At 68.6% G+C, this 19,443-nt stretch carries 23 protein-coding genes; 8 read left to right on the forward strand and 15 right to left on the reverse strand.

Features of this window, described 5'->3' with window-relative positions:
* Nucleotides 1-6: 6 nt before the first annotated feature.
* From ACP7AZ_RS14880 to rdgB, 8 genes are all read right to left on the reverse strand, one after another.
* Nucleotides 7-1,563 carry a response regulator gene (locus ACP7AZ_RS14880; protein ID WP_426039419.1) on the reverse strand — a complete coding sequence of 519 codons (1,557 nt, stop codon included), beginning with the start codon at nucleotides 1,561-1,563 and terminating at the stop codon, nucleotides 7-9.
* A 68-nt stretch (nucleotides 1,564-1,631) separates the two neighbouring features.
* Nucleotides 1,632-3,209, reverse strand: coding sequence for a YifB family Mg chelatase-like AAA ATPase (locus ACP7AZ_RS14885; protein WP_426039420.1), 1,578 nt, complete (start codon nucleotides 3,207-3,209; stop codon nucleotides 1,632-1,634).
* A gap of 88 nt (nucleotides 3,210-3,297) precedes the next feature.
* A complete protein-coding gene (gene gshB, locus ACP7AZ_RS14890) occupies nucleotides 3,298-4,248 on the reverse strand; it encodes a glutathione synthase (RefSeq protein ID WP_426039421.1) in 951 nt (316 codons plus the stop codon).
* A 125-nt stretch (nucleotides 4,249-4,373) separates the two neighbouring features.
* The gene (locus tag ACP7AZ_RS14895) at nucleotides 4,374-5,189 is read right to left on the reverse strand and encodes a SirB1 family protein (protein ID WP_426039422.1); all 816 of its coding nucleotides are present in this window, start codon (nucleotides 5,187-5,189) and stop codon (nucleotides 4,374-4,376) included.
* 41 nt (nucleotides 5,190-5,230) lie between these two features.
* Nucleotides 5,231-5,635, reverse strand: coding sequence for a YraN family protein (locus tag ACP7AZ_RS14900; protein ID WP_426039423.1), 405 nt, complete (start codon nucleotides 5,633-5,635; stop codon nucleotides 5,231-5,233).
* Nucleotides 5,632-6,507, reverse strand: a complete 876-nt coding sequence (gene rsmI / locus ACP7AZ_RS14905) for a 16S rRNA (cytidine(1402)-2'-O)-methyltransferase (RefSeq protein ID WP_426039424.1) — start codon at nucleotides 6,505-6,507, stop codon at nucleotides 5,632-5,634. Before rsmI ends, ACP7AZ_RS14900 begins: the two co-directional genes overlap by 4 nt.
* A gap of 37 nt (nucleotides 6,508-6,544) precedes the next feature.
* A complete protein-coding gene (gene hemW, locus ACP7AZ_RS14910; protein ID WP_426039425.1) occupies nucleotides 6,545-7,723 on the reverse strand; it encodes a radical SAM family heme chaperone HemW in 1,179 nt (392 codons plus the stop codon).
* Nucleotides 7,716-8,318, reverse strand: coding sequence for an RdgB/HAM1 family non-canonical purine NTP pyrophosphatase (gene rdgB / locus ACP7AZ_RS14915; RefSeq protein WP_426039426.1), 603 nt, complete (start codon nucleotides 8,316-8,318; stop codon nucleotides 7,716-7,718). Before rdgB ends, hemW begins: the two co-directional genes overlap by 8 nt.
* Before the next feature lie 596 nt (nucleotides 8,319-8,914).
* On the opposite strand from rdgB, the gene ACP7AZ_RS14920 reads away from it, so the two are divergent.
* The 4 genes from ACP7AZ_RS14920 to ACP7AZ_RS14935 all read left to right on the forward strand — a co-directional run bounded on the left by ACP7AZ_RS14920 (nucleotide 8,915) and on the right by ACP7AZ_RS14935 (nucleotide 10,969).
* Nucleotides 8,915-9,508: a DUF2975 domain-containing protein gene (locus tag ACP7AZ_RS14920; protein WP_426039427.1), complete on the forward strand. Its 594-nt coding sequence runs from the start codon at nucleotides 8,915-8,917 to the stop codon at nucleotides 9,506-9,508.
* A gap of 111 nt (nucleotides 9,509-9,619) precedes the next feature.
* Nucleotides 9,620-9,859: a helix-turn-helix domain-containing protein gene (locus tag ACP7AZ_RS14925; RefSeq protein ID WP_303696232.1), complete on the forward strand. Its 240-nt coding sequence runs from the start codon at nucleotides 9,620-9,622 to the stop codon at nucleotides 9,857-9,859.
* 4 nt (nucleotides 9,860-9,863) lie between these two features.
* Nucleotides 9,864-10,463, forward strand: a complete 600-nt coding sequence (locus ACP7AZ_RS14930; protein WP_426039428.1) for a Smr/MutS family protein — start codon at nucleotides 9,864-9,866, stop codon at nucleotides 10,461-10,463.
* A gap of 20 nt (nucleotides 10,464-10,483) precedes the next feature.
* Entirely contained in the window at nucleotides 10,484-10,969 is a 486-nt protein-coding gene (locus ACP7AZ_RS14935) for a hypothetical protein (RefSeq protein ID WP_426039429.1), read from the forward strand.
* Here the strand turns inward: ACP7AZ_RS14935 and ACP7AZ_RS14940 are convergent.
* Entirely contained in the window at nucleotides 10,966-11,976 is a 1,011-nt protein-coding gene (locus ACP7AZ_RS14940; RefSeq protein WP_426039430.1) for an adenosine kinase, read from the reverse strand. The two genes, ACP7AZ_RS14935 and ACP7AZ_RS14940, sit on opposite strands and share 4 nt — an antisense overlap.
* Between ACP7AZ_RS14940 and ACP7AZ_RS14945 the strand changes: the two genes are divergently transcribed.
* A complete protein-coding gene (locus tag ACP7AZ_RS14945) occupies nucleotides 11,975-12,793 on the forward strand; it encodes a hypothetical protein (RefSeq protein WP_426039431.1) in 819 nt (272 codons plus the stop codon). The genes ACP7AZ_RS14940 and ACP7AZ_RS14945 overlap by 2 nt on opposite strands.
* Nucleotides 12,766-13,668: an ATP-grasp domain-containing protein gene (locus tag ACP7AZ_RS14950; protein WP_426039432.1), complete on the forward strand. Its 903-nt coding sequence runs from the start codon at nucleotides 12,766-12,768 to the stop codon at nucleotides 13,666-13,668. The genes ACP7AZ_RS14945 and ACP7AZ_RS14950 overlap by 28 nt, the downstream gene beginning before the upstream one ends.
* 1 nt (nucleotide 13,669) lies before the next feature.
* Here the strand turns inward: ACP7AZ_RS14950 and ACP7AZ_RS14955 are convergent, their stop codons facing one another.
* The 6 genes from ACP7AZ_RS14955 to ACP7AZ_RS14980 all read right to left on the reverse strand — a co-directional run bounded on the left by ACP7AZ_RS14955 (nucleotide 13,670) and on the right by ACP7AZ_RS14980 (nucleotide 17,398).
* Nucleotides 13,670-14,269: a DsbE family thiol:disulfide interchange protein gene (locus tag ACP7AZ_RS14955; RefSeq protein WP_426039433.1), complete on the reverse strand. Its 600-nt coding sequence runs from the start codon at nucleotides 14,267-14,269 to the stop codon at nucleotides 13,670-13,672.
* Nucleotides 14,266-14,460 (reverse strand): heme exporter protein CcmD, encoded by a 195-nt coding sequence (gene ccmD / locus ACP7AZ_RS14960; protein WP_426039434.1) that lies wholly within the window; start codon nucleotides 14,458-14,460, stop codon nucleotides 14,266-14,268. The genes ACP7AZ_RS14955 and ccmD overlap by 4 nt, the downstream gene beginning before the upstream one ends.
* 13 nt (nucleotides 14,461-14,473) lie before the next feature.
* Entirely contained in the window at nucleotides 14,474-15,193 is a 720-nt protein-coding gene (locus ACP7AZ_RS14965) for a heme ABC transporter permease (RefSeq protein ID WP_426039435.1), read from the reverse strand.
* Nucleotides 15,194-15,447: 254 nt separating this feature from the next.
* Nucleotides 15,448-15,660: a cold-shock protein gene (locus ACP7AZ_RS14970; protein ID WP_298158945.1), complete on the reverse strand. Its 213-nt coding sequence runs from the start codon at nucleotides 15,658-15,660 to the stop codon at nucleotides 15,448-15,450.
* 184 nt (nucleotides 15,661-15,844) lie between these two features.
* Nucleotides 15,845-16,114: a hypothetical protein gene (locus ACP7AZ_RS14975; RefSeq protein ID WP_426039436.1), complete on the reverse strand. Its 270-nt coding sequence runs from the start codon at nucleotides 16,112-16,114 to the stop codon at nucleotides 15,845-15,847.
* Nucleotides 16,115-16,156: 42 nt separating this feature from the next.
* Complete coding sequence (locus ACP7AZ_RS14980; RefSeq protein ID WP_426039437.1) at nucleotides 16,157-17,398, reverse strand: YihY/virulence factor BrkB family protein; 1,242 nt, start codon at nucleotides 17,396-17,398, stop codon at nucleotides 16,157-16,159.
* Between the two features lie 84 nt (nucleotides 17,399-17,482).
* Between ACP7AZ_RS14980 and ACP7AZ_RS14985 the strand changes: the two genes are divergently transcribed.
* Nucleotides 17,483-18,253 (forward strand): MOSC domain-containing protein, encoded by a 771-nt coding sequence (locus tag ACP7AZ_RS14985; RefSeq protein ID WP_426039438.1) that lies wholly within the window; start codon nucleotides 17,483-17,485, stop codon nucleotides 18,251-18,253.
* Nucleotides 18,254-19,138 (forward strand): peptide chain release factor N(5)-glutamine methyltransferase, encoded by an 885-nt coding sequence (prmC, locus tag ACP7AZ_RS14990; protein WP_426039439.1) that lies wholly within the window; start codon nucleotides 18,254-18,256, stop codon nucleotides 19,136-19,138.
* The last annotated feature ends 305 nt before the right edge of the window (nucleotides 19,139-19,443 follow it).

A 19,443-nucleotide genomic window follows, 5' to 3' on the forward strand; every position in this document is an offset into this window, starting at 1 on the left:
TTCGCCCTATGCGACGCCGACCTTGGCGCGGATGTCGCCGCTCGTCCAGCGGGCCAGGGCAGCGCGCAGGGCCTCCATCTCCAGCGGCTTGACGAGGTGGTCATTCATGCCCGCCGCGAGGCAGGCCTGACGGTCTTCGGCGAAGGCGTTTGCGGTCAGGGCGACGATAGGGGTGCGGTCGCCGCCGGCTCGGATGGCCCGGGTCGCGGCCGGGCCGTCCATGCCGGGCATGCGCATGTCCATGAAGACGAGATCGTAGCGGGCCCGTTTCATGGCGGCGAGGGCCTCGTCCCCCGTTGCGGCGGTTTCGACCACGCAACCCTCGCGGCGTAGAAGGGTGCGGGCGAGGAGAGCGCCGACCGGATTGTCCTCGACCAGCAGGATGCGGGTGCCGGCGAAACGGATGGGAACAACCCGGTCGTCCTCGGGTGGCAGGCCGCGCGGGACGCCGACGGTTTCTCCAGCCGTGGCGGCGGCCAGCACCCGTTCGACCAGCGAAGCCCGGCGCAGGGGTTTGATCAGATAGCCGTGGAAACCGACCGACCTGTAGCGGGCGATCAACTCGCGTTCCGACGGCTTCAGCAGAATCACGCCGCGTCCGCCCTCGGGCAAGGCTGCCAGCGACAGGCCCGATACGGCAGCTTCGGCGTGGTCGACGAGGGTGACGGGCGCCAGATCGCCGGCGGGCCAGACCGAGCCGCCCGACGCGGTGATCTGGGCCTCTGCGGCGGCGCGGACGAAAGTGTCGGGGGTGCGGACGGCGACCGCCCGATCGGTCAGGGGCCGGGCGCGGGGTGTGGCGCCCGGAGCGACGGCGAAGGCGGCCTCGAACACGAAGCGGGAGCCGTCAGCGGTCTTGCCGCCCGGCGCATCCTGGACCCGCACCACCCCGCCCATGGCCGTGGCCAGTTTCTGCACCACCGCGAGACCCAGACCGGCCCCGCCGTGGCGGGTGGCGTCGGAGGCATCGACGTGGCCGAACTCCTCGAAGATGCGGGCACGGGCCTCGACCGGCACGCCGGGGCCGGTGTCGTCGATGATGAAGGCCAGCCGCGGCCTATGATCGGAACCCCCGGCGCGTTCAACCGAGATATGGACGCCGCCGGCGTCGGTGAACTTCACCGCATTGCCCGCGAGATTGAAGAGGACCTGACGCAGACGGCCCTGGTCGGCGAGGACATCGGGGGCGTCGGGCGAGACCGACCAGACAATCTCAAGCCCCTTGTCGTGGGCGCGGGGGCTGAGCAGTTCGGCGACGCCGCGCACCAGACCCTCCAGCTCGACGGGCGCGGGATCGAATTCCAGTTTCCCGGCCTCGAGCCGGGCGTAGTCGAGCAGGTCGTTGACGAGGCCGAGCAGGTGTTCGGCGGAATCGCGCGCGGCCTCGGCATAGGCGCGCTGCGCCCCGTCCAGCCGGGTGCGGGTCAGGAGGCCGATCATGCCGATGACGCCGTTCAGGGGCGTGCGCATCTCGTGGCTCATGAGCCGGAGGAAGGGATCGGCGCCGCCCGCGCGGATCGCCTGCCCGGTTTCGCCCGCCTGCTCCGTCTTCCGTCGCGTCATGCCGCTCTCCGTTTCGGGAGGATCATGCAGGATCAGGCGTTAAGGCCGCTTCAACTGCGTGCTGAAGGCTACCAGGCCGGGAGACTGGCCCGGACGTCCTGCTGCCGTTCGAACTGGTCCTGGGCGCCGACGGTGGTGCGGCGATAGATCAGGGCCTCGGCGATGTGGCGGCGCAACACCCCGGTCGACCCCTCCAGGTCGGCGATGGTGCGGGCCAGACGCAGGGTCCGGGTCCAGCCGCGCGCCGTCAGTCCCCCGGCCTCCCCGGCCCGCATCAGCAGAGCCCGCCCCGCCTCGTCCGGCGTGGCGAACCGTTCCAGTACATCGCCGGACGAACGGGCGTTGAGCGCCTGAAGCGGGTCGAGGCCAGCCTCGCTCACCCGCTCTTCCTGCATGGCGCGGGCGACGGCGACGCGGGCGGCGGCCTCGGCCGTGCCCTCGGCCGGGCTCGGCAGGGCCATGTCGGCGGCGGTCACGGGCGGGGTCTCCACCGTCAGGTCGATGCGGTCGAACATCGGGCCGGAGATGCGGTTCTGGTAGTCGCGCTGGCAGCGCGGGGCCTTGCCGCACGCCCCCTTGCCCGCCCCGCCCATGCCGCAGCGGCAGGGGTTCATGGCCGCGACAAGCTGAAACCGCGCCGGATAGCGCACATGGGCGTTGGCCCGCGCCACCACGATCTCGCCCGTTTCCAGCGGTGCCCGCAGACTGTCGAGCGCCTGGGCCGAATATTCGGGCAGTTCGTCCAGGAACAGGACGCCGTTGTGCGCCAGGGACGCCTCGCCCGGCTTGGCGCGCAAGCCCCCGCCGGTCAGGGCGGCCATGGAGGCGGAATGGTGGGGCGAACGGAACGGCCGGTCGCGCGTCAGGGCGCCCCGCTCGATCAGTCCGGCGACCGACCAGACCATGGAGGTCTCCAGCAGTTCCTGCGGCGTCAGCGGCGGCAGCAGGCCGGGCAAACGCTGGGCCATCATCGACTTGCCCGAGCCCGGCGGGCCCACGAACAGGATGTTGTGCCCCCCGGCAGCGGCCACTTCCAGCGCCCGCTTGGCGCTCTCCTGTCCCTTGACGTCGCGCAGGTCGGCGGCGCTCGCGCCGATCTTCACCGGCCCCGGCTCCGGCGCGCGCAACACGGTCGTACCCTTGAAGTGATTGATCAGGCCGATCAGCGACCGCGGCGCGAGGATTCGGACGTCGCCGGCCCAAGCGGCCTCGGGCCCATTCGCCTCCGGACAGATCAGGCCAAGCCCCATGGAGGCGACCGCGACAGCGGCGGGCAGGGTTCCGCCCACCGGCTGGATGCGGCCGTCCAGCCCCAGTTCGCCCAGCGCCGCCCAGCCGTCCAGCGCGTCCGGCTGGATCACCCCCAGGGCGGCCAGCAGAGCAAGCGCTATCGGCAGGTCGAAATGGCTGCCCTCCTTGGGTAGGTCGGCGGGGGCCAGGTTGGCGATGATCCGCTTGGCCGGAAGGGCCAGGCCGATGCCTGCGAAGGCGCCGCGCACCCGCTCCCGGCTTTCGGCCACCGCCTTGTCCGGCAGACCGACGATTGAGAAGATGGTCGGGCCGTCGTTGCCGACCAACTGCACCTCGACGGCGACGCGCCGCGCCTCGACCCCCTCGAACGCCACCGTCGCGATACTGGCCAGCATGATGCTCTCCTTGCCGCGCTAGCGCGCGCCGCGCTGCTTGAGCGCGAGGAGAACGAACCATGAACCTGTTCAGATTGCAAGAGCGCCGTTATGCGCTCGGAACGTGTTTCGCCTCGATCACGTCCCACAGGATTGCGGCGGCGTCGATGCCGGTGAATTCCTTAAGCTGCACGGCGCCCGTCGGCGAGGTAACGTTGATCTCGGTCAGGTAGTCGCCGATCACGTCGATGCCGACGAACAGCAGGCCGCGCGCCTTCAGTTCCGGGCCGATGATGGCGCAGATCTCCAGGTCGCGAGCCGTCAGCTCGACCGGCGCCGCCGTGCCGCCGACGCGCAGGTTGGACCGCACCTGACCCTCGGCCGGGACGCGGTTGATGGCGCCGACCGGCTCGCCGTCGATCAGGATGATGCGCTTGTCGCCCCTGGACACGGCGGGGATGAATTTCTGGATCACCAGCGGATCGCGCGATCCGGCCATATGGATTTCGATCAGGGCCTCCAGGTTCGGATCCTCGGCCTTGAGGCGAACGACGCCCGAGCCCGCCGCGCCATGCAGTGGCTTCAGCACCACATCGCCGTGACGCTCGTGGAAATCGACCAGGGCGACGGGATCTGACGAGATCAGGGTCGGCGGCTGGACACCCTCGAACCGGGTGGCGAACAGCTTCTCCGGCGCGGACCGGACCTCGGCAGGGTCATTGACCACCAGGGTGCGCGGATGGACCGTCTCCAGCAGATAGGTGGCCGTGACATAGGCCATGTCGAAGGGCGGATCCTGGCGCATGAGGATGACGTCGACGTCCTTGCCGAGATCGAGCTTCACCTCGTCGCCGAGGGTGACATGGTCGCCATGTACCTGACGGATCACCGCTGGACGCGCGCGACAGAACAGGGCGCCGTCCTCCAGCGCCAGGGTGCGGAAGTCATAGACCCAAAGCGGATGACCGCGCTGCTGCGCCTCCATGGCCAGGAAGAAGGTCGTGTCCGAGGCGATGTTGACCGCCTCGATCGGGTCCATCTGGATGGCGACTTTGAGCATGGAGAGGGACTTCCTTGGTGCGCTATCGCTCGGCCCCTCTTTGAAGGTTGGGGCGCCTCGCTGCTTGAGCGCGTTCGCGCCTAGTTTTCAAGTAGTACGAAGCGCGACGGTTCCAAGCAGAAGCGTCAGTTTAGCCGCATCCGCAGCCGGTCGGCGGCCATCTGATGCATCTCATCGTCCTGCCCCGCCACGGCGCGGGCGCGACGCAGGGCTTCGAGGGCTCCGGTCAGGGCGCCCTGTTTCTCGCGCGCCGCCGCGACATCCAGCCACGGCCGGTAATCCTCGGGATCCAGGAGGGCGCGGCGGACGGCCGACCGTTCGGCGCAGAGATAGTCCCCCACCTTGATGGCGCGGCTAAACAGGACGTTCTGCAGCCGGATCAGGCACTCACGGTCGCTGACCGGGGCCATCAGCACGTCCAGACGGTCGGCGACGTGCGGCGTCAGGCCGGCGCGCAGGGCGCGGCGGGTCAGCTCCGACGGCATGACGACGCGGCCCTGGCTGAACGGATCCAGCGCGACAGGACCGGAGGGGGTCTCGACCCGCAGCAGGAAATGGTTGGGAAAGTCGACGCCCTGGGCCTTCACGCCCGCGCGGCGGGCGGCGTCGAGGTAGAAGACGGCCAGCGCCGCCGACAGCCCCCGCCTCCGCTCCGCGACGTCAAGCACATCGGTATTGGCCGGATCGGCATAGCGCAGCAGGTCGCCGTTCAACCTCAGATCTGAGGCCATGGTCTCGGCAAGAGCGTCGTCGGGGCTCTCGCCGCCGATGCGCTCGGCCAGCCGTTCGGCGGCGGCGTCTGCGAGGACGCGGGCCGGCGAGGAGTCTCGGAACGGATAGTCATGCAGGGCGCAGGCGATCGCCGCGTCCAGCAGCGGGAACGCGTCGTCGTCGGCCCGACCGGCCTCTTCCAGTGCGACTTCCGCCTCTTCGCGCGTCACAGCCCCGTCCCCCGACGACCCGTTCCCACCCCCCGGTGGAACTATAGATTGCGACGATGGCGCGGAACTCGTCCTGGCGCCAGCGCTACGGTATCGATCCGCAACGCAAGACCGGCCAAGCTGGGCCTTTGGCGCAAAAGTGCGGCGCCGGCGGCACGCAGTCGCTCTAGCTGTCGGGGATCCACGGCGTTCAGGGCGGCCTCGATCGTGGCGCGGCGTTTAACCTCGACCACAACGGCGGTCTTCCCCTGTCGGGCGAGAATGTCGATCTCCACGCCTTTGGTCTTCAGACGGAAACCCAGCACCTGATAGCCCTTCAGCATCAGGAAGGCGGCGGCCAGCCATTCGGCGCCGTGACCCTCGCGAAACGCCTGCCCGCCCAGGGCCTGACGCCATGCCGCTTTCGGCCTGGCGGGAAGCGCGGCGCGGACCTTCGACGGCCTCATCCCTTGCCCTGAAGCTCCAGCGCCCGGCGGTAGAGGGCCTTTCTTGGGAGGTCGAGGGCGCGGGACACCTCGGACGCCGCCTCTCCGGGGGCCAGGCGCGCGAGGGCTTCGGTCAGGGCCGCGTCCGCATCGGCGGCGCTGGCGGTCTTGACCTCACCGGGGCCGATGACGATGACGATCTCGCCCTTGGGGCTGTCGCAGCGCGGGTCGACGGCGAGCTCGGCAAGGGTGCCGCGCACGGCCTCCTCATAGAGTTTGGTCAGTTCGCGGGTGACTGCGGCGGGGCGCGGACCCAGCACCTCGGCCATGTCGGCGAGGCTGGCGGCCAGACGCGGGCCGCTCTCGAAGAAGACCAGGGTCTGGCGCGCCGCCTTGACCTCGGCGAGCGCCGTCTTCCGCGCGGCGGACTTGGGCGGCAGGAAGCCGGCGAACAGGAACCGGTCGGACGGCTGGCCGGCGATGCACAGGGCGGCCAGCAGGCTGGAGGCGCCGGGGATCGGATGAACCGGCAGGCCGGCGGCGATGAAGGCGCGGGCGACGACGAAGCCGGGGTCCGAGATCACCGGCGTGCCCGCGTCGGAAACCAGGGCCACAACCTGACCGTTGCGCACCCGCTCGATGGCCAGTTCGGCGGCATGGGCTGAGGCGTGGTCGTCGCAGCGTTCAAGCTTCGCCTTCAGCCCGTAGGCGCCGAGCAATTTACCGGTGACGCGGGTGTCCTCGGCCAGGACCAGATCCGCGGCGGCGAGAACGTCAAGCGCCCTCAGCGTCATGTCCCTGAGGTTCCCGATCGGGGTGGCGACCAGATAGAGCCCTGGCGACACGGGGCGGGGCGGCGGCGCGGTCGGGGGAAAGGGGGTAGGCTCGCTCATCGCCCGACCGTGCCACAATCCGCAGCCTGAGCGAAGGTCAGGTGAGCAGCGCCTTCAGCACAGCGTCGAGGACGGGGCGGCCCCGAGCGGTCGCGGCGATGCGGCCGTCGGCGGACGCGAGGAAGCCGTCGGTGATCAGGTCCGCGACCGGATCGGCCGCAGGCGACAGTCCCAGCGCCGCCAGATCGGCCAGGGCGACCCCCTCGACGGTGCGCAGCCCCAGCAACAGACGCTCCTCGGCGGCGGCGCGGGGGTCCAGCACGTCCTGGTCGGACCAGGGCGTTCCGGCGGCGACGCCCTCGACATAGGTGGCGATGCGGCGGTGGGCGACCGTGGCGGTGCGGATGCCTTGCAGCGTCAGCCGCCCGTGGGCGCCGGGGCCGACGCCGACGTAGTCGCCGCCGCGCCAGACATGCAGGTTGTGGGCGGAGCGGGCCGCGGCATCCCGGGCGTGGTTGGACACTTCATAGGCTTCGAACCCGGCGACCCCGAGGACCGTCTGGGTGGCTTCGTAGAGGTCAGCGGCTGTGTCCTCGTCGGGCGGCACGAGCGAGCCCCGCTCGGTCGCGCGGGCGAAGGCGGTGCCCTCGGCGATGGTCAATTGGTAGGGGGAGACGTGCTCGAACCCCATGGCCAGCGCCTCGGCCATGGCGGCGTTCCAGGCGGCGACCGTCTGGCCCGGAAGGGCGTAGATGAGGTCGATCGACAGCCGGCCGAAGACGCCGGCGGCGACGGCGATGGCCCGGCGCGCCTCGTCGGCGGAGTGGTTGCGGCCGAGGAATTTCAGGGCCGCGTCGTCCAGCGACTGGACCCCCAGCGACAGGCGATTAACCCCCGCCTGTCTCAGCGCGGCGAAATGGGCGGCTTCGGCGTCGGTGGGGTTGGCCTCGAGCGTGATCTCCACCCCGCCGCCGGGGAACAGCGTCCGCGCTCGCTCGATAACCCGCGCCACGTCCTCCACCTGCATCAGCGACGGGGTGCCGCCTCCAAAGAAGATCGAGGCCAGCGGGCGCGGTCTCAACATCGCCGCCTGGGCCTCCAGATCGCACAGGATGGCCTCGACCAGCACAGCCTGTTCCTCGCGCCAGCCCCGGTCACGTACGACGTTGAAGTCGCAATAGGGGCAGATACGGGCGCAGTAGGGCCAGTGGACGTAGACGGCGATGGCCCCATTCCCCGATTTCGGCGCGGCGGCGCCGGGGCGAGGCTCAGTCAATCAGGGCCGCCTTCAGCATCTCGAAGGCGCGGGTGCGGTGGCTGAGGCTGTCCTTCAGCTCCGGCATCATCTCGCCGAAGGTCAGGTCATGGCCATCCGGAATGAACAGAGGATCGTAGCCGAAGCCGTGCTCGCCGCGTGGCGGGAAGGTGACGACCCCGTCGACCCGCCCCTCGACCACCACACAGGGGCCGTCGGGCCAGGCCACCGCCAGAGCCGAGGTGAACCAGGCGGACCGATCCGTCGCGCTCAGCTCCTCCAGCCGCGTCTCGATCTTTCGCATGGCGGAGGCGAAGTCCCGCTCCGGCCCGCCCCAGCGGGCCGAAAAGATGCCGGGGGCGCCGTCCAGAGCCGCGACTGACAGGCCGGAATCGTCGGCCAGGCTGACTTCGCCCGAAAACTGGGCGGCATGACGCGCCTTCAGCATGGCGTTGCCGACAAAAGTGGTCTCGGTTTCTGCTGGTTCGGGCAGATTCAACTCCCCGGCGGTAACCACCGTGTAATGTCCGTCCAGAAGCGCGTCGATTTCCCGCGCCTTTCCGGCGTTGTGAGTGGCGGCCACGAGCCGCATCCCTCTGATAAGCTTCAACTTCATACGTGATCACGCTCTTGAAACATTTCATTGCCTAAGTTTAATATCGTTAAACGATATGTAACGTGACTGCTCGGTACGCACGGCCTATCTATGATCTCAAGAACGGCGGCCACACGTTCCCCGGAAAGACCCAAAAGGGCAAATCCGAACCCCGTGGCGCACAGAAGCGGGCATTAATGACCCGCCTCAGGATCGAAGGATAGAACGATGAACACGATGAACGCCTCGCTGATGATGGACAAGGTCGGCGCGGTGCTGATCAATGCCGCCCTGCTCGCCGCCCTGCCGACCGCCCTGGTCGCCATCCTGGTGCAGTCTTTCTAACTTGGGTCGCTAACGTTCGCTCCCCGGTCCGATCTTCGATCGGCCGGAGGACAGGCTAAGCGGTGGCTCATTGCTTGAGCGACCGTCGAAGAGAAGAGACCCCCCGTTCGTTGCTCAAGCAGCGAGGCTCCACGAGCCGAGCGATAGCAACACAAAAGAAGGCTTCGCCGTTGAAGAAGATCGCGATGTATAAGACCGCGTAGGGGTGTTCCCGAACCCCACGCGGTCCTCGCGGCCAAGATTTCCGGTCCAGTGTCCTTTCCGAGCTGTCGATGCCCCTCACACGGCCTGAGCTGCGCCTGCCGAAGATGCCCAGAGGCATCCGCGCGCCGTTCAAGACCCTGGGCCCCAGCTCTGTTTCCAGCCTGCTGAAGATCGCGCTGGACGTGGCCTATGTGCTTCTGATGGTCATCACCGCGGTGCTGCTCCTGGTCTTCCTGGCCTCGATCTTCATTCCACTGGCCAATCTGAACATCACCGTCTCCAACGAATCCGGCGGCCGCCAGCAGCCGCTGACCCGGCCCCTGCTACTGTTCGGCGTGGGGGCCCTGACCGCCTATTTCGGCGGGTTCCTGCTGATTCTGAGAAATCTGCGGATGATCTTCCGCACCCTGACCGTGGGGGATCCGTTCCGCCCCGAGAACGTGCGCCGCCTGCGCCAGATCGGCCTGATCCTCGCCATCGTCACCGGCGGCGTCTGGTCGATCCAGGGGCTCGTCGCCGCCCGCCTGGCGCCCGGCGTGATGGATTCGCAGGGCGTCGGCGAGCTCTTGACCCCGGTGTTCTCGGTCCTGGTCGTCTTCGTCCTGGCCGAGGTGTTCAAGGAAGGCGCGCGTCTGCGCCGGGAATCCGAGTTGACCATATGACCGCCAGAGCCGGCCGGCGCGCTCAAGCAGCGAGCGACCGCTTAGCCTGTCCTCCGGCCGATCGAAGATCGGACCGGGGGGCGAGCGGTAGCGCCCCGAAGGGCCACTAGAATGGCGATACGGGTTCAACTGGACAAAATCCTGGTCGAGCGGCGCATGTCGCTGACCGAGCTGGCGGATCGCGTGGGGGTGACCCTGGCCAATCTGTCTATCCTGAAGACCGGCAAGGCGCGGGCCGTCCGGTTCTCGACCCTCTACGCCCTGTGCCGCGAACTGGACTGCCAGCCGGGCGACCTGCTGGTCTTTGAGCCCGGTCCGCCGGAGCCGGACGCCGACGGCGAAGACGCCTGATCCCGTGGCGCGGCGACCGCCTCCCGACCTGACGACCGAGGACCGCCGCATCTGGGCCCGGGTCTCCGGCTCCGTCACGCCTCCGAAGACCCGAAAGGCCGCACGCGTGACGCCGGGCGCCATCCTGCCCGACGAGCCGCTAAAGCCCGAGACGATCAAGGCCGCGCCCCGCTTGCCCGATCTGGGCAAGCCGAAGACGTCAACGAAAATCCGGGGCGCCGCTCCGGCCCCGAAGCCCACGCCTGCGCCCACGACTGCGCCCCGGTCCGTGCCCGAGGAGCTGGAACCCCGCCGCCAGCGCCGGCTGTCGCGCGAGCGCGATCCGATCGAGGCCTCCATCGACCTGCACGGCTTTGGCCGGTTCGAGGCCGAGGACCAGCTGCGCGCCTTCCTCACCCAGTCCCGGGCGCGCGGCCTCCGCGCCGTACTCGTCGTCACGGGTCAGGGACGCCGTCTTTCGCAAGGAGGGGGCGGCGGCGTCATCCGCGCCTCGATCCACGAATGGCTCCAGGGTCACGCCCTGCGCGGAATCGTCTCCGGCTTCGCCATGGCCCACCGGCGCCACGGCGGCGACGGCGCGATTTACGTCACATTGAAACGCTAGCCCGAAGGTGGAGGATCTCGATGACCGCAAACCGCCTCGCCATATGGGTTTTCGCCGTCGCCTTGACCGCAGTTGCCGCGCCGGCTCTGGCCTGTTCGCCACTGGCTGACGCCTCTCCGGACGCCGCTGCAGAGCGTGTCAGAAATCGTCAGGCCGAGCTTTGGGCCCGGTCCGACGTGATCTTCCTGTCCGAGGCCAGCGCCTTCGAGCGCATCGAACTGGCCGGGGGCAACGGGTTCAGCGCCATGCTCGTCCCGTCGCTGGCGCTAAAGGGCGATCTGCCGGCCGGGCGGATCACCATCCGCCACACCACCTTCACCAGTTGCGGACCCATCCCCTTCCTCGACGCCCTGTCGGGCCGCGAGGGTGAGTGGTTCGTGACCTATGGTCGCTACGTCGCGTCAGGGCTGTCGATCGACGCCACCGTTCCGGTCGCGAATCTGGTCGACGACGAAGGCCTGCGCGCCTGGCGCAAGGCCTTTGATGCGGAACCCTCAGCGAACTAGACGGTCAGCGTCAGGCCGTTCTCGGCGGCCAGATCGGCCAGCTTGACCATCGGACGCGGACCCCAGTGGGCGATCACCTCCGAGGCGGCCAGCGAGCCGAGCTGGCCCGACTGTTCCAACGTCAGGCCGCGCGCGACGCCCAGCAGGAAGCCGGCGGCGTACTGGTCGCCGGCGCCCGTGGTGTCCTGGACCCTGGCCACCGGATAGGCGGCGATCGAGACCCGCTCGTCGCCCGAGAGGATCACCGAGCCGTGCTCGCCGCGGGTGACGGCGGCGATCTCGACCATCGAGGCCAGTTTCGCGGCGGCGGCGTCGAAGTCATCCGTCTCGAACAGGGCCGCCAGTTCGCCTTCGTTGGCCAGGACGATGTCGGCCGAGGTCTCGATGAAGGCCAGCAGTTCGGCGCGCCAGCGGGCGACGACGAAAGTGTCCGACAGGGTGATGGCGACCTTGCGGCCTGCCTTGTGGGCGGCGGCGGCGGCGGCCTCGAAGGCGGCGCGGGCCGGGGCCGGGTCGAACAGATAGCCTTCCAGATAGATGATGGCGCTGGACCCGATCAGCTCGGCATCAATGTCCTCGACCCCGAGCTGGTTCGCCGCGCCCAGGAAGGTGCACATGGTGCGCTGGCCGTCCGGGGTGACGTTGATCAGGCAGCGGCCGGTGCCGGCGCCGCCGTCCAGAACGGGGGTGTCGAAGTGGACGCCCGAGGCGCGGATGTCGTGGCTGAAGACGCCGCCCAGGGTGTCCGGCGCGACCTTGCCGACATAGGCCGCACGGCCGCCGAACGAACCGATGCCCGCGACCGTATTGCCCGCCGAGCCGCCCGAGGCCTCCACGCCCGCCGCCATGGCGGCGTACAGGGCCGCGCTCTGGCTCTCGTCGACCAGCTGCATCGAGCCGGGTGTCAGGGACTGGGCGGTCAGGAAGGCGTCGTCGCACGGCGACAGGACGTCGACGATGGCGTTGCCGACGGCGCAGACATCATAGGTGGCGGTGTTCTGGGTCATGGCGCGCCCCATAGCGGGCCGGATCGTCACGCGCCAGAGGCGGATTACCGAAGCTTCACTTGCCGCCCGACGGGCGGTTCGCAAGATCGCTGCCGCATTCCGGGAGATCGCCATGCTCAGCCTGCTCGCCGCCCTCGCCCTTCAGATCGCCGCGCCGATGGTCGTCCCGGATGGCGGGCGGATCAGCGAGGAGCGAAAATGCTTCACCCTGAGCATGATCCGCGACGGCGACTCGCGGCCTATTGGCGTGACTTGGCAGACGATCGAGCGCGACACCGTCGAAGGCGATCCCGTGCTGCGGGTGGTCGTGCATCAGTCGGTCAATGGCGGCGCTTTCGACATGCGAGACGAGTTTCTGCTGGAGGCCGCGAGCCTGCGGCCGATCTCCCTGATCAACACCCGCCAGGGTCAGGTCCATGTGCGCCTGGCCTATGGGCCCGACCGGATCACAGGCGTGAGGATCGAAGGCGGCGTCTCCACCCCGATCGACGTCCCCCTGACCAGGCCGGTCTGGGAGGGCAATCTGTTCGGCCAGACCTTCGCCGCCCTGCCGCTGGCCGAGGGCGCGACGTTCTCCCTGCCCTACTGGCAGTACGACAAGGGGTTCGGGACCTTCTCCGTGCGGGTCGTCGGATCGGAGACGGTTCGCACCTCCGACGGTCCGATCGAGGCCTGGGTCGTCGAGGCGGGCGCCGAGGCAGGCCGCACCCTGACCTATCTGATTTCCACTTCGGGCAACCGCGAATTGGGCTATCGGGCAGCGCAAGGATCGCAGGCCCTGGGCGGCGATTGTTCCTCGCTGGAGACCGCGCCCTGACCCAAATCGCCATCCTGACGCCCGCCGCCGACGACCCGGCCTACAAGAGCCACTGGCCCGTCGTGCTTGAGCGGCTGTCGACCGCCCTGGCGATGGCCGATGTGAGCGCTGTCCCGACCGCTTGGACCGACCATGTCGAGGACGCCTCGGACCTGACCGGCTATCCGCTGGTGCTCGGCGTCCTGACCTGGGGCTACTATGAGCGGCACGCCGACTGGCTGGCGGCGACGACCCTGTGGGGCAAGGCCGGGGTGCGGATCGCCAATCCTGCCTCGGTGCTGGGATGGAACTCCGACAAATCCTATCTGCGTCGGCTGGAGACCGCAGGGATCCCGATCCCGCCCACGGCCTGGAGCGATCAAGTCACGCAAGCCGAGGTTGACGCCGCCTTCGGCCGGTTCGGAACCGACACCCTCGTCGTGAAACCGACCGTCTCCGGCGGGGCATGGAAGACGGTGAAGGTCTCCCGCGGCGAGACCCTGACCGACGCCCCCGACGCAGCGGCGATGATCCAGCCCTTCCTGCCCGAACTGGTGGCCAACGGGGAGCTGTCCCTGCTGTTCTTCGGCGGACGGTTCAGCCATGCGGTCATGAAGCGCGCCACAGCGGGTGATTTCCGTGTCCAGGTGCAGTACGGCGGCAGCTATGTATATGTCGCCGAGCCGCCCGCCGGGGCCGTCGCCCTGGCCGAGCGAGTGCTGGCCGCGATCGAAGAGCCCCTGCTGTACGCCCGCATCGACATGGTCGAGTCCCCTGCGGGGTGGGTCCTGATGGAGGCGGAACTGGTCGAACCCGACTTCTATCTGGCCCAGGCTCCGGACGGCGGGCGTCTGTTCGCCGAATCCGTGAAGGCGAGACTGTCCAGCGGCGCCTAGTCTAGTTCGCGGCGTCGCGCCGCTCTTGCGCTTCATCGAGCGTCGTCGCCGTCGGCAGCGGCCGGGACGGGGCGACCAGCGCCGAGGTCAGGCGCTCGACATCCTCGTCGGTCAGCAAAGGGCCGGAGGATTTGGCGACGATGCGGCCCATGGCGTCGACGGCGAAGCTTTCCGGAACGCCTGAAACGCCGAGGTCGAGGCCGGCGCGGCCTTCCCGGTCGACCAGGACCATGGCGAAGGGGTCGCCCAGTTCGTCGAGGAAGGCCTGGGTCGCCTCGGGCTCGTCCTTGTAGGCGACTCCGACGATGGCGATCCCCTGCGCCTCCAGGGCCAGCAGGCGCGGATGCTCGAGGCGGCAGGGGGCGCACCAGCTGGCGAAGACGTTGACGATCATCGGCTTGCCGACGCCGGCCGTGCGGATGTCGACGTTCTGGGGCCCGGCCACGCCGTCCTGAAGGATGGGCAGGACGGTCTCGGGCGCCGTCTGGCCGACCAGGGCGTCCGGCTTGAACGCGGGATCACGCTTCAGCGACCAGCCGATGAACAGGGCCGCCAGCGAGGCGAGGACGACCAGCGGCACAATCGAAAACCATCGGCTCATTTTTGGTCGCCTATCGCGCTTTGCGCCCCTTGAGCCACGGCTTCGCCGTCGTCCTCAAGCCGTTTCAGCTCGGCCTTCCATTTGCGCGAAGCCGAGACGGTCCCGGCGATGACGGCGCCGAGCACCAGGGCGCTGATGCCCCAGGCGGGCCAGACGAAGGCGGCGTAGGGGCTCATGTCGAGATCTGGCATCAGGCTGGCTCCCTCATGCTTCCAACGCCTGTCGGGCGCGCAGGGTCTGAACCCGACGGCGGGTGATCTCGGTGCGGATCGCGGTCAGCCAGATGGCCAGGAACAGGGCCCCATAAGCCGCCATCATGATCAGCAGCGGGGCGAGGAAGACAGGGTCGAGGCTCGATCCGCCCGCGCGCAGCAGCGAGGCCGGCTGATGCAGGGTGTTCCACCAGTCGACCGAGAACTTGACGATCGGCAGGTTGATCAGGCCGACGAGACCGAGGACGGCGGCCGCGCGGGCGGCCTTCTGTTCGTCGTCGATCGAGGCTCTGAGGGCCATGTATCCGAGGTAGAAGAGGAACAGCACCAGCACCGAGGTAAGGCGAGCATCCCAGACCCACCAGGTTCCCCACATCGGCTGGCCCCACAGGGAACCGGTGATCAGGGCGAGCGCCGTGAAGGCCGCGCCCGGCAGGGCGGCGGCGCGGGCGGCGGCGTCGGCCAGCGGATGGCGGAACACCAGGGCGAAGAAGCTGGAAACGCCGAGCGCCGCATAGGCGCCGAGGCCGAGCGTTGAGGCCGGCACATGCACGAACATGATCCGAACGGTGTCGCCCTGCTGATAGTCGCCGGGCGCCGCGAAGCTCAGCCAGACGCCAACCAGCAGCAGAACGGCCGCGATCGCCCAGAGCACCGGCGTCAGCGGCCGGGTGAAACTCATGAAGCGGGCGGGATTGGCGAGGCCGAACATCGTCAGCGCGATTACGCGCCACGGCGGGATGGAGCAAGCGCACGCCGGGTCGCGGATACGAAAACGGGGCCGGGGCTTTCGCCCCGACCCCGCTCCAGCATGATCGTTTGAGACAAATCCGCGTAGCGGATTTGGCGAGAGCGTGAATCATGCTCTCGCTAAACTCTGGAGCTTGATCGACGGCATCAGTAAAATCGCGAAGCGATTTCTCCTCAGCCGATCAAGCTCTGGTCACTTGAAAAATCCGTGAAGGACTATTCAGCGGCCTTCAGCTGACCAGCAGATTCCTTGCCGGTGCGACGGTCGCGTTCGACTTCGTACGAGACCTTCTGGCCTTCGTTCAGGCCGTTCATGCCTGCGCCTTCAACGGCCGAAACGTGCACGAACACGTCCTTGCCGCCGTCCGAGGGCTCGATGAAGCCGTAGCCTTTAGTGGAGTTGTACCATTTGACAGTGCCGGTAGCCATTTTAAGGACCTCCGTTAGCAGTTTGCATCAGGCAAGAGCGCCTGAAGCCTGTCGGGTCTGAATGGGATCGGCCAGAAACTCGGTGCGTTCGCAAAGAGAGAGGGGCGTTACGCAGAGAGATCGACGGCGCTCATATGGACGCAAAACGCCCTGTGCACAACCTGAGTCTTGATTCGGCGATTCGTCAGGCCGGAACCGGGCCGTCCTCCTCGTCATCTTCGAGGTCGGGATCAGCCGACGCGGGCGCTTCCTCCCCTCCCTCCGGGGCGATGTAATGGGCGACGCAGAGCTTGCGCAGGGCGGACGTCAGCGAGCCGCCATACAGGCGATCCTGGACACGCTCGTGCCCCTCCTGCTGAAGGCGGGTCTTGATGTCGCCGACTGTGCGGCACTCGCCGCTGCGGGCGAGTTCGTAGGCGCGTTCGAGGGTGGTCGGGCGAAAGTTGTTGCTCATAGACAGAGAGATAAGGCGAACCGACCGATTTTGCGACTCCGCTCAGAGGCGCGGGCGGCTTCGCCGCCGCGACAGGCGGTCGGCCAGGGCCTCTGCGTACTTCAGGGTGAAGGTCAGGGCGGCGGGGCTGCCGCGACGCGGACCGATACTGTCGGCCATGACCGCGCCGCGCTCTCCGATCGCCGCAGGCGAGCCGGTGGTGGTGTCGATGGCGGTCTGGTGCTCGATCTCGGCGTTCACCTCGGCGCCCATCAGAATCACCTGAACGGAAATCCAGGTCCACAGCAGGAAGCCCATGGCGGTCGCCAGCGGACCGTAGGAGTCCAGCCGCACGAAGTTCGTCAGATACCAGCTGAAGATGAAGGACACGATCACGCTGAGGGTCGCCGCGAAGAGCGCCCCTGGCGTCAGCCAGCGCCAGCGGGCCCGCTGGCGGCAGGGGCCGAAGCGATAGATGACCGTCAGAGCCCCGACGTAGCCGAGGAACAGTAACGGCCAGCGCAGGGGGGCCAGTCTCTCCCACTCGTCCGCCAGGCCGAAGACCCCCAGCGCGATCGGCACGCCCACGACCAGGGCCGCGGTCATCAGCACCGCCGCCAGCCCCGTCAGGGTGAAGGCGAACCCCAGCAGATTATACTGGACGATATTGCGCCGCTCGACCTCGTGGTAGGCGACATTGAGCCCGTAGAACAATGTCTTGATGCCGTTGTTGGCCGTCCACAGCGACAGGGCCAGGGTCCAGACCAGGGTGAAGGTCAGCTGGCCGGTCGAGCCCGCCGCCAGTCGCGTCAGCTCGGCATTGATGAACTGGGCGACGTTCGAGGGCAGCACCGAATAGAGGAAGGCGATCCGCCCCGATGCGTCGTTCGGATCGGCGAACAGGCCGTAGATGGTGACGAACGCCGCCAGCGCCGGGAACAGCGACAGCAGGATGAAAAAGGTCACCCCGCCCGAAACGAATCCGACGCGGTCGCCGAAATAGGAGCCGCCGACACGCCAGGCGATGTCGGTCCAGCCCTTGTGCGGGATCTGATGGGGCCGTTCGGCCATGCGCCCGCGACCGGGCTCGCGGGCCTCGCAATCTTCCGGCGTCGGCGGCCGGGGCGGCGTCGGTTCGGGCCGGCGGGGCCTCAGTTCGACCCCGTATTTGTGACCCTGGGTATAGATGAGGTGCGCGGCCCCGGCCCCGGCGGCGAGACCCCCGACGATCGCGCCAACGAAGGCCCAGGGGCCGGAAATGAGGGTGCGGGGCGGGGAAGGCCGGATCGGAGAGGGGAGTTGCATCGGCGGGTCAACGGTCCAGCGGCGGGCCGTGTTCCGGCTGAGCTTCACCTTGCCTGAATTCGCTCGCTGGGGCACTGACCGGCCGTGGCCGAGACTTCTTCCGCATCTGTCGCCGCCCTGTGCCGCCATCCGGTCAAGGGTTTCACGCCCGAGCCGCTGGAGCGGGCGATGCTGACGGCCGGCCAGGCCTTTCCCGGCGACCGGTTGCGCGCCGTCGAGGTCGGGCCATCGGGCTTCGATCCGCGGGCTCCGGCTCATATCTCGAAGATGCGATTCACTGTGCTGGCGCGACTGCCGGAGATCGCGCGGGTTCGCACACGGTGGGACGAGACGACCGATACCCTGCATGTGTCGAGCGAGGGCGCGCCAAACCTGTCGGTGAAACTCGGCGACCCCGAGGACGACCGGCGGCTGGAGGACTGGCTCACCGATTTCCTCGGCGAGGCGGCGACCGCGCCGCTGCGCCTCCTGGGCGGCGGCGGACATCGGTTCATGGACGATCCCGCGGGGGCGGTCTCGGTGCTGAACCTTGCCAGCGTGCGCGACCTGTCCGCACGGCTGGGCGTCACGGTCGACCCCCTGCGGTTCCGTGCCAACGTCTGGGTCGAGGGCTGGCCCGCCTGGGCCGAGAACGACTGGGTCGGGCGCGACTTGGCGCTCGGCGGGGCGAGGCTGACGGTGATCAAGCCGATCGTTCGCTGCGTCGCCACCCATGTGGGCCCCGAAACAGGAACGCGGGACATCGATGTGCTGTCCGCTCTCCATGACCTTTACGGCCACCGCTGGTGCGGCCTCTATCTTTCGGTCGGAACCAGCGGCGCGCTGACCGTCGGCGACCGCGCGGAGCTTTGCTGAATGACCGAACCCACCACCCTCGTCGCCGCCTGGAAGGGTGCGCAAGGCGCGTTGAAGGCCGCCCGCATCGACAGCCCGGCCATCGATGCCCGCCTGTTGCTGGAGGCCGCGACCGGCGCCAGCCGGCTGGACATCCTGACCGATCCGCACCGGCCGCTGACGCCCGACCAGTCGGCGACCCTGGCCGGCTATGTCGAACGCCGCCTACGCCGCGAGCCGGTATCGCGCATCCTGGGCCGCAAGGGCTTCTGGAAGATCATGCTGAACGTCACCCCCGACGTGCTCAGCCCACGTCCGGACACCGAGACCATCCTCGACGTCGCCCTGCTGGCCTTCGAACCGGCCCAGGCCTTCAGCGTCATCGATCTCGGGACGGGGTCAGGCGCTATCCTGCTCGCAGTGCTGGGCGACCGGCCGGGCGCGCATGGCGTCGGGACGGATATCTCGTCGGAAGCTTTGGCCGTGGCGAAGGAAAACGCCGCCAACCTCGACCTCGACGGCCGCGCGGCCTTCCTGCGCACCGAATGGGCGGCAGGGTTCGGCGACCACAGCTTCGACCTGGTCGTCTCCAATCCGCCCTATATCCCGTCCGACGATATCCCCGCCCTGGACCCCGAGGTGCGCGACCACGATCCGGTCCTGGCGCTGGACGGCGGGCCGGACGGGTTGCAGGCCTATCGCGACCTCGCGCCGGAGATCGCCCGAATCCTCAAGCCCGGCGGAGTCTTCGCCGTCGAGATCGGCTGGGACCAGGGCGAGGCGGTCAAGGCGTTGTTCGAGGCTGCCGGTTTGACGGGTGTCAAGGTGGTCAAGGACCTGGGCGACCGGCACCGTGTGGTGACCAACGGTCCGGATCCGCGAACGACGCCGATCCGTCAGGGCTGAGGTTGATGTCGCCTCCCCATTCGCGAAGCGGCGAACGCGGAGGCGAGGCCGCAAACAAACCTCTTGGAAACCTCCCCGGCGCGCGCTAAGTCCTTGGTTGTCTCCCTCCCTTCCGCATCTCGTTGAACCGTCTCAGGTCCAGCGACGCTCGGCCGGGACGCGCGTGAAGGTCGGCGGTGTTCATCGCCTGCGGACCACGACGGGCGACGAAGACCCTTCCGATAATATCGCCGCCGGGGATTGGCCCCCAAGCGAACCGGAACCACAGACAACCGGCCTGACCCCCTCGCCACAGTCGCGCAGGG

Origin of the sequence: Brevundimonas sp. DC300-4 (assembly GCF_049897365.1) — a bacterium.
Classification (GTDB): domain Bacteria; phylum Pseudomonadota; class Alphaproteobacteria; order Caulobacterales; family Caulobacteraceae; genus Brevundimonas.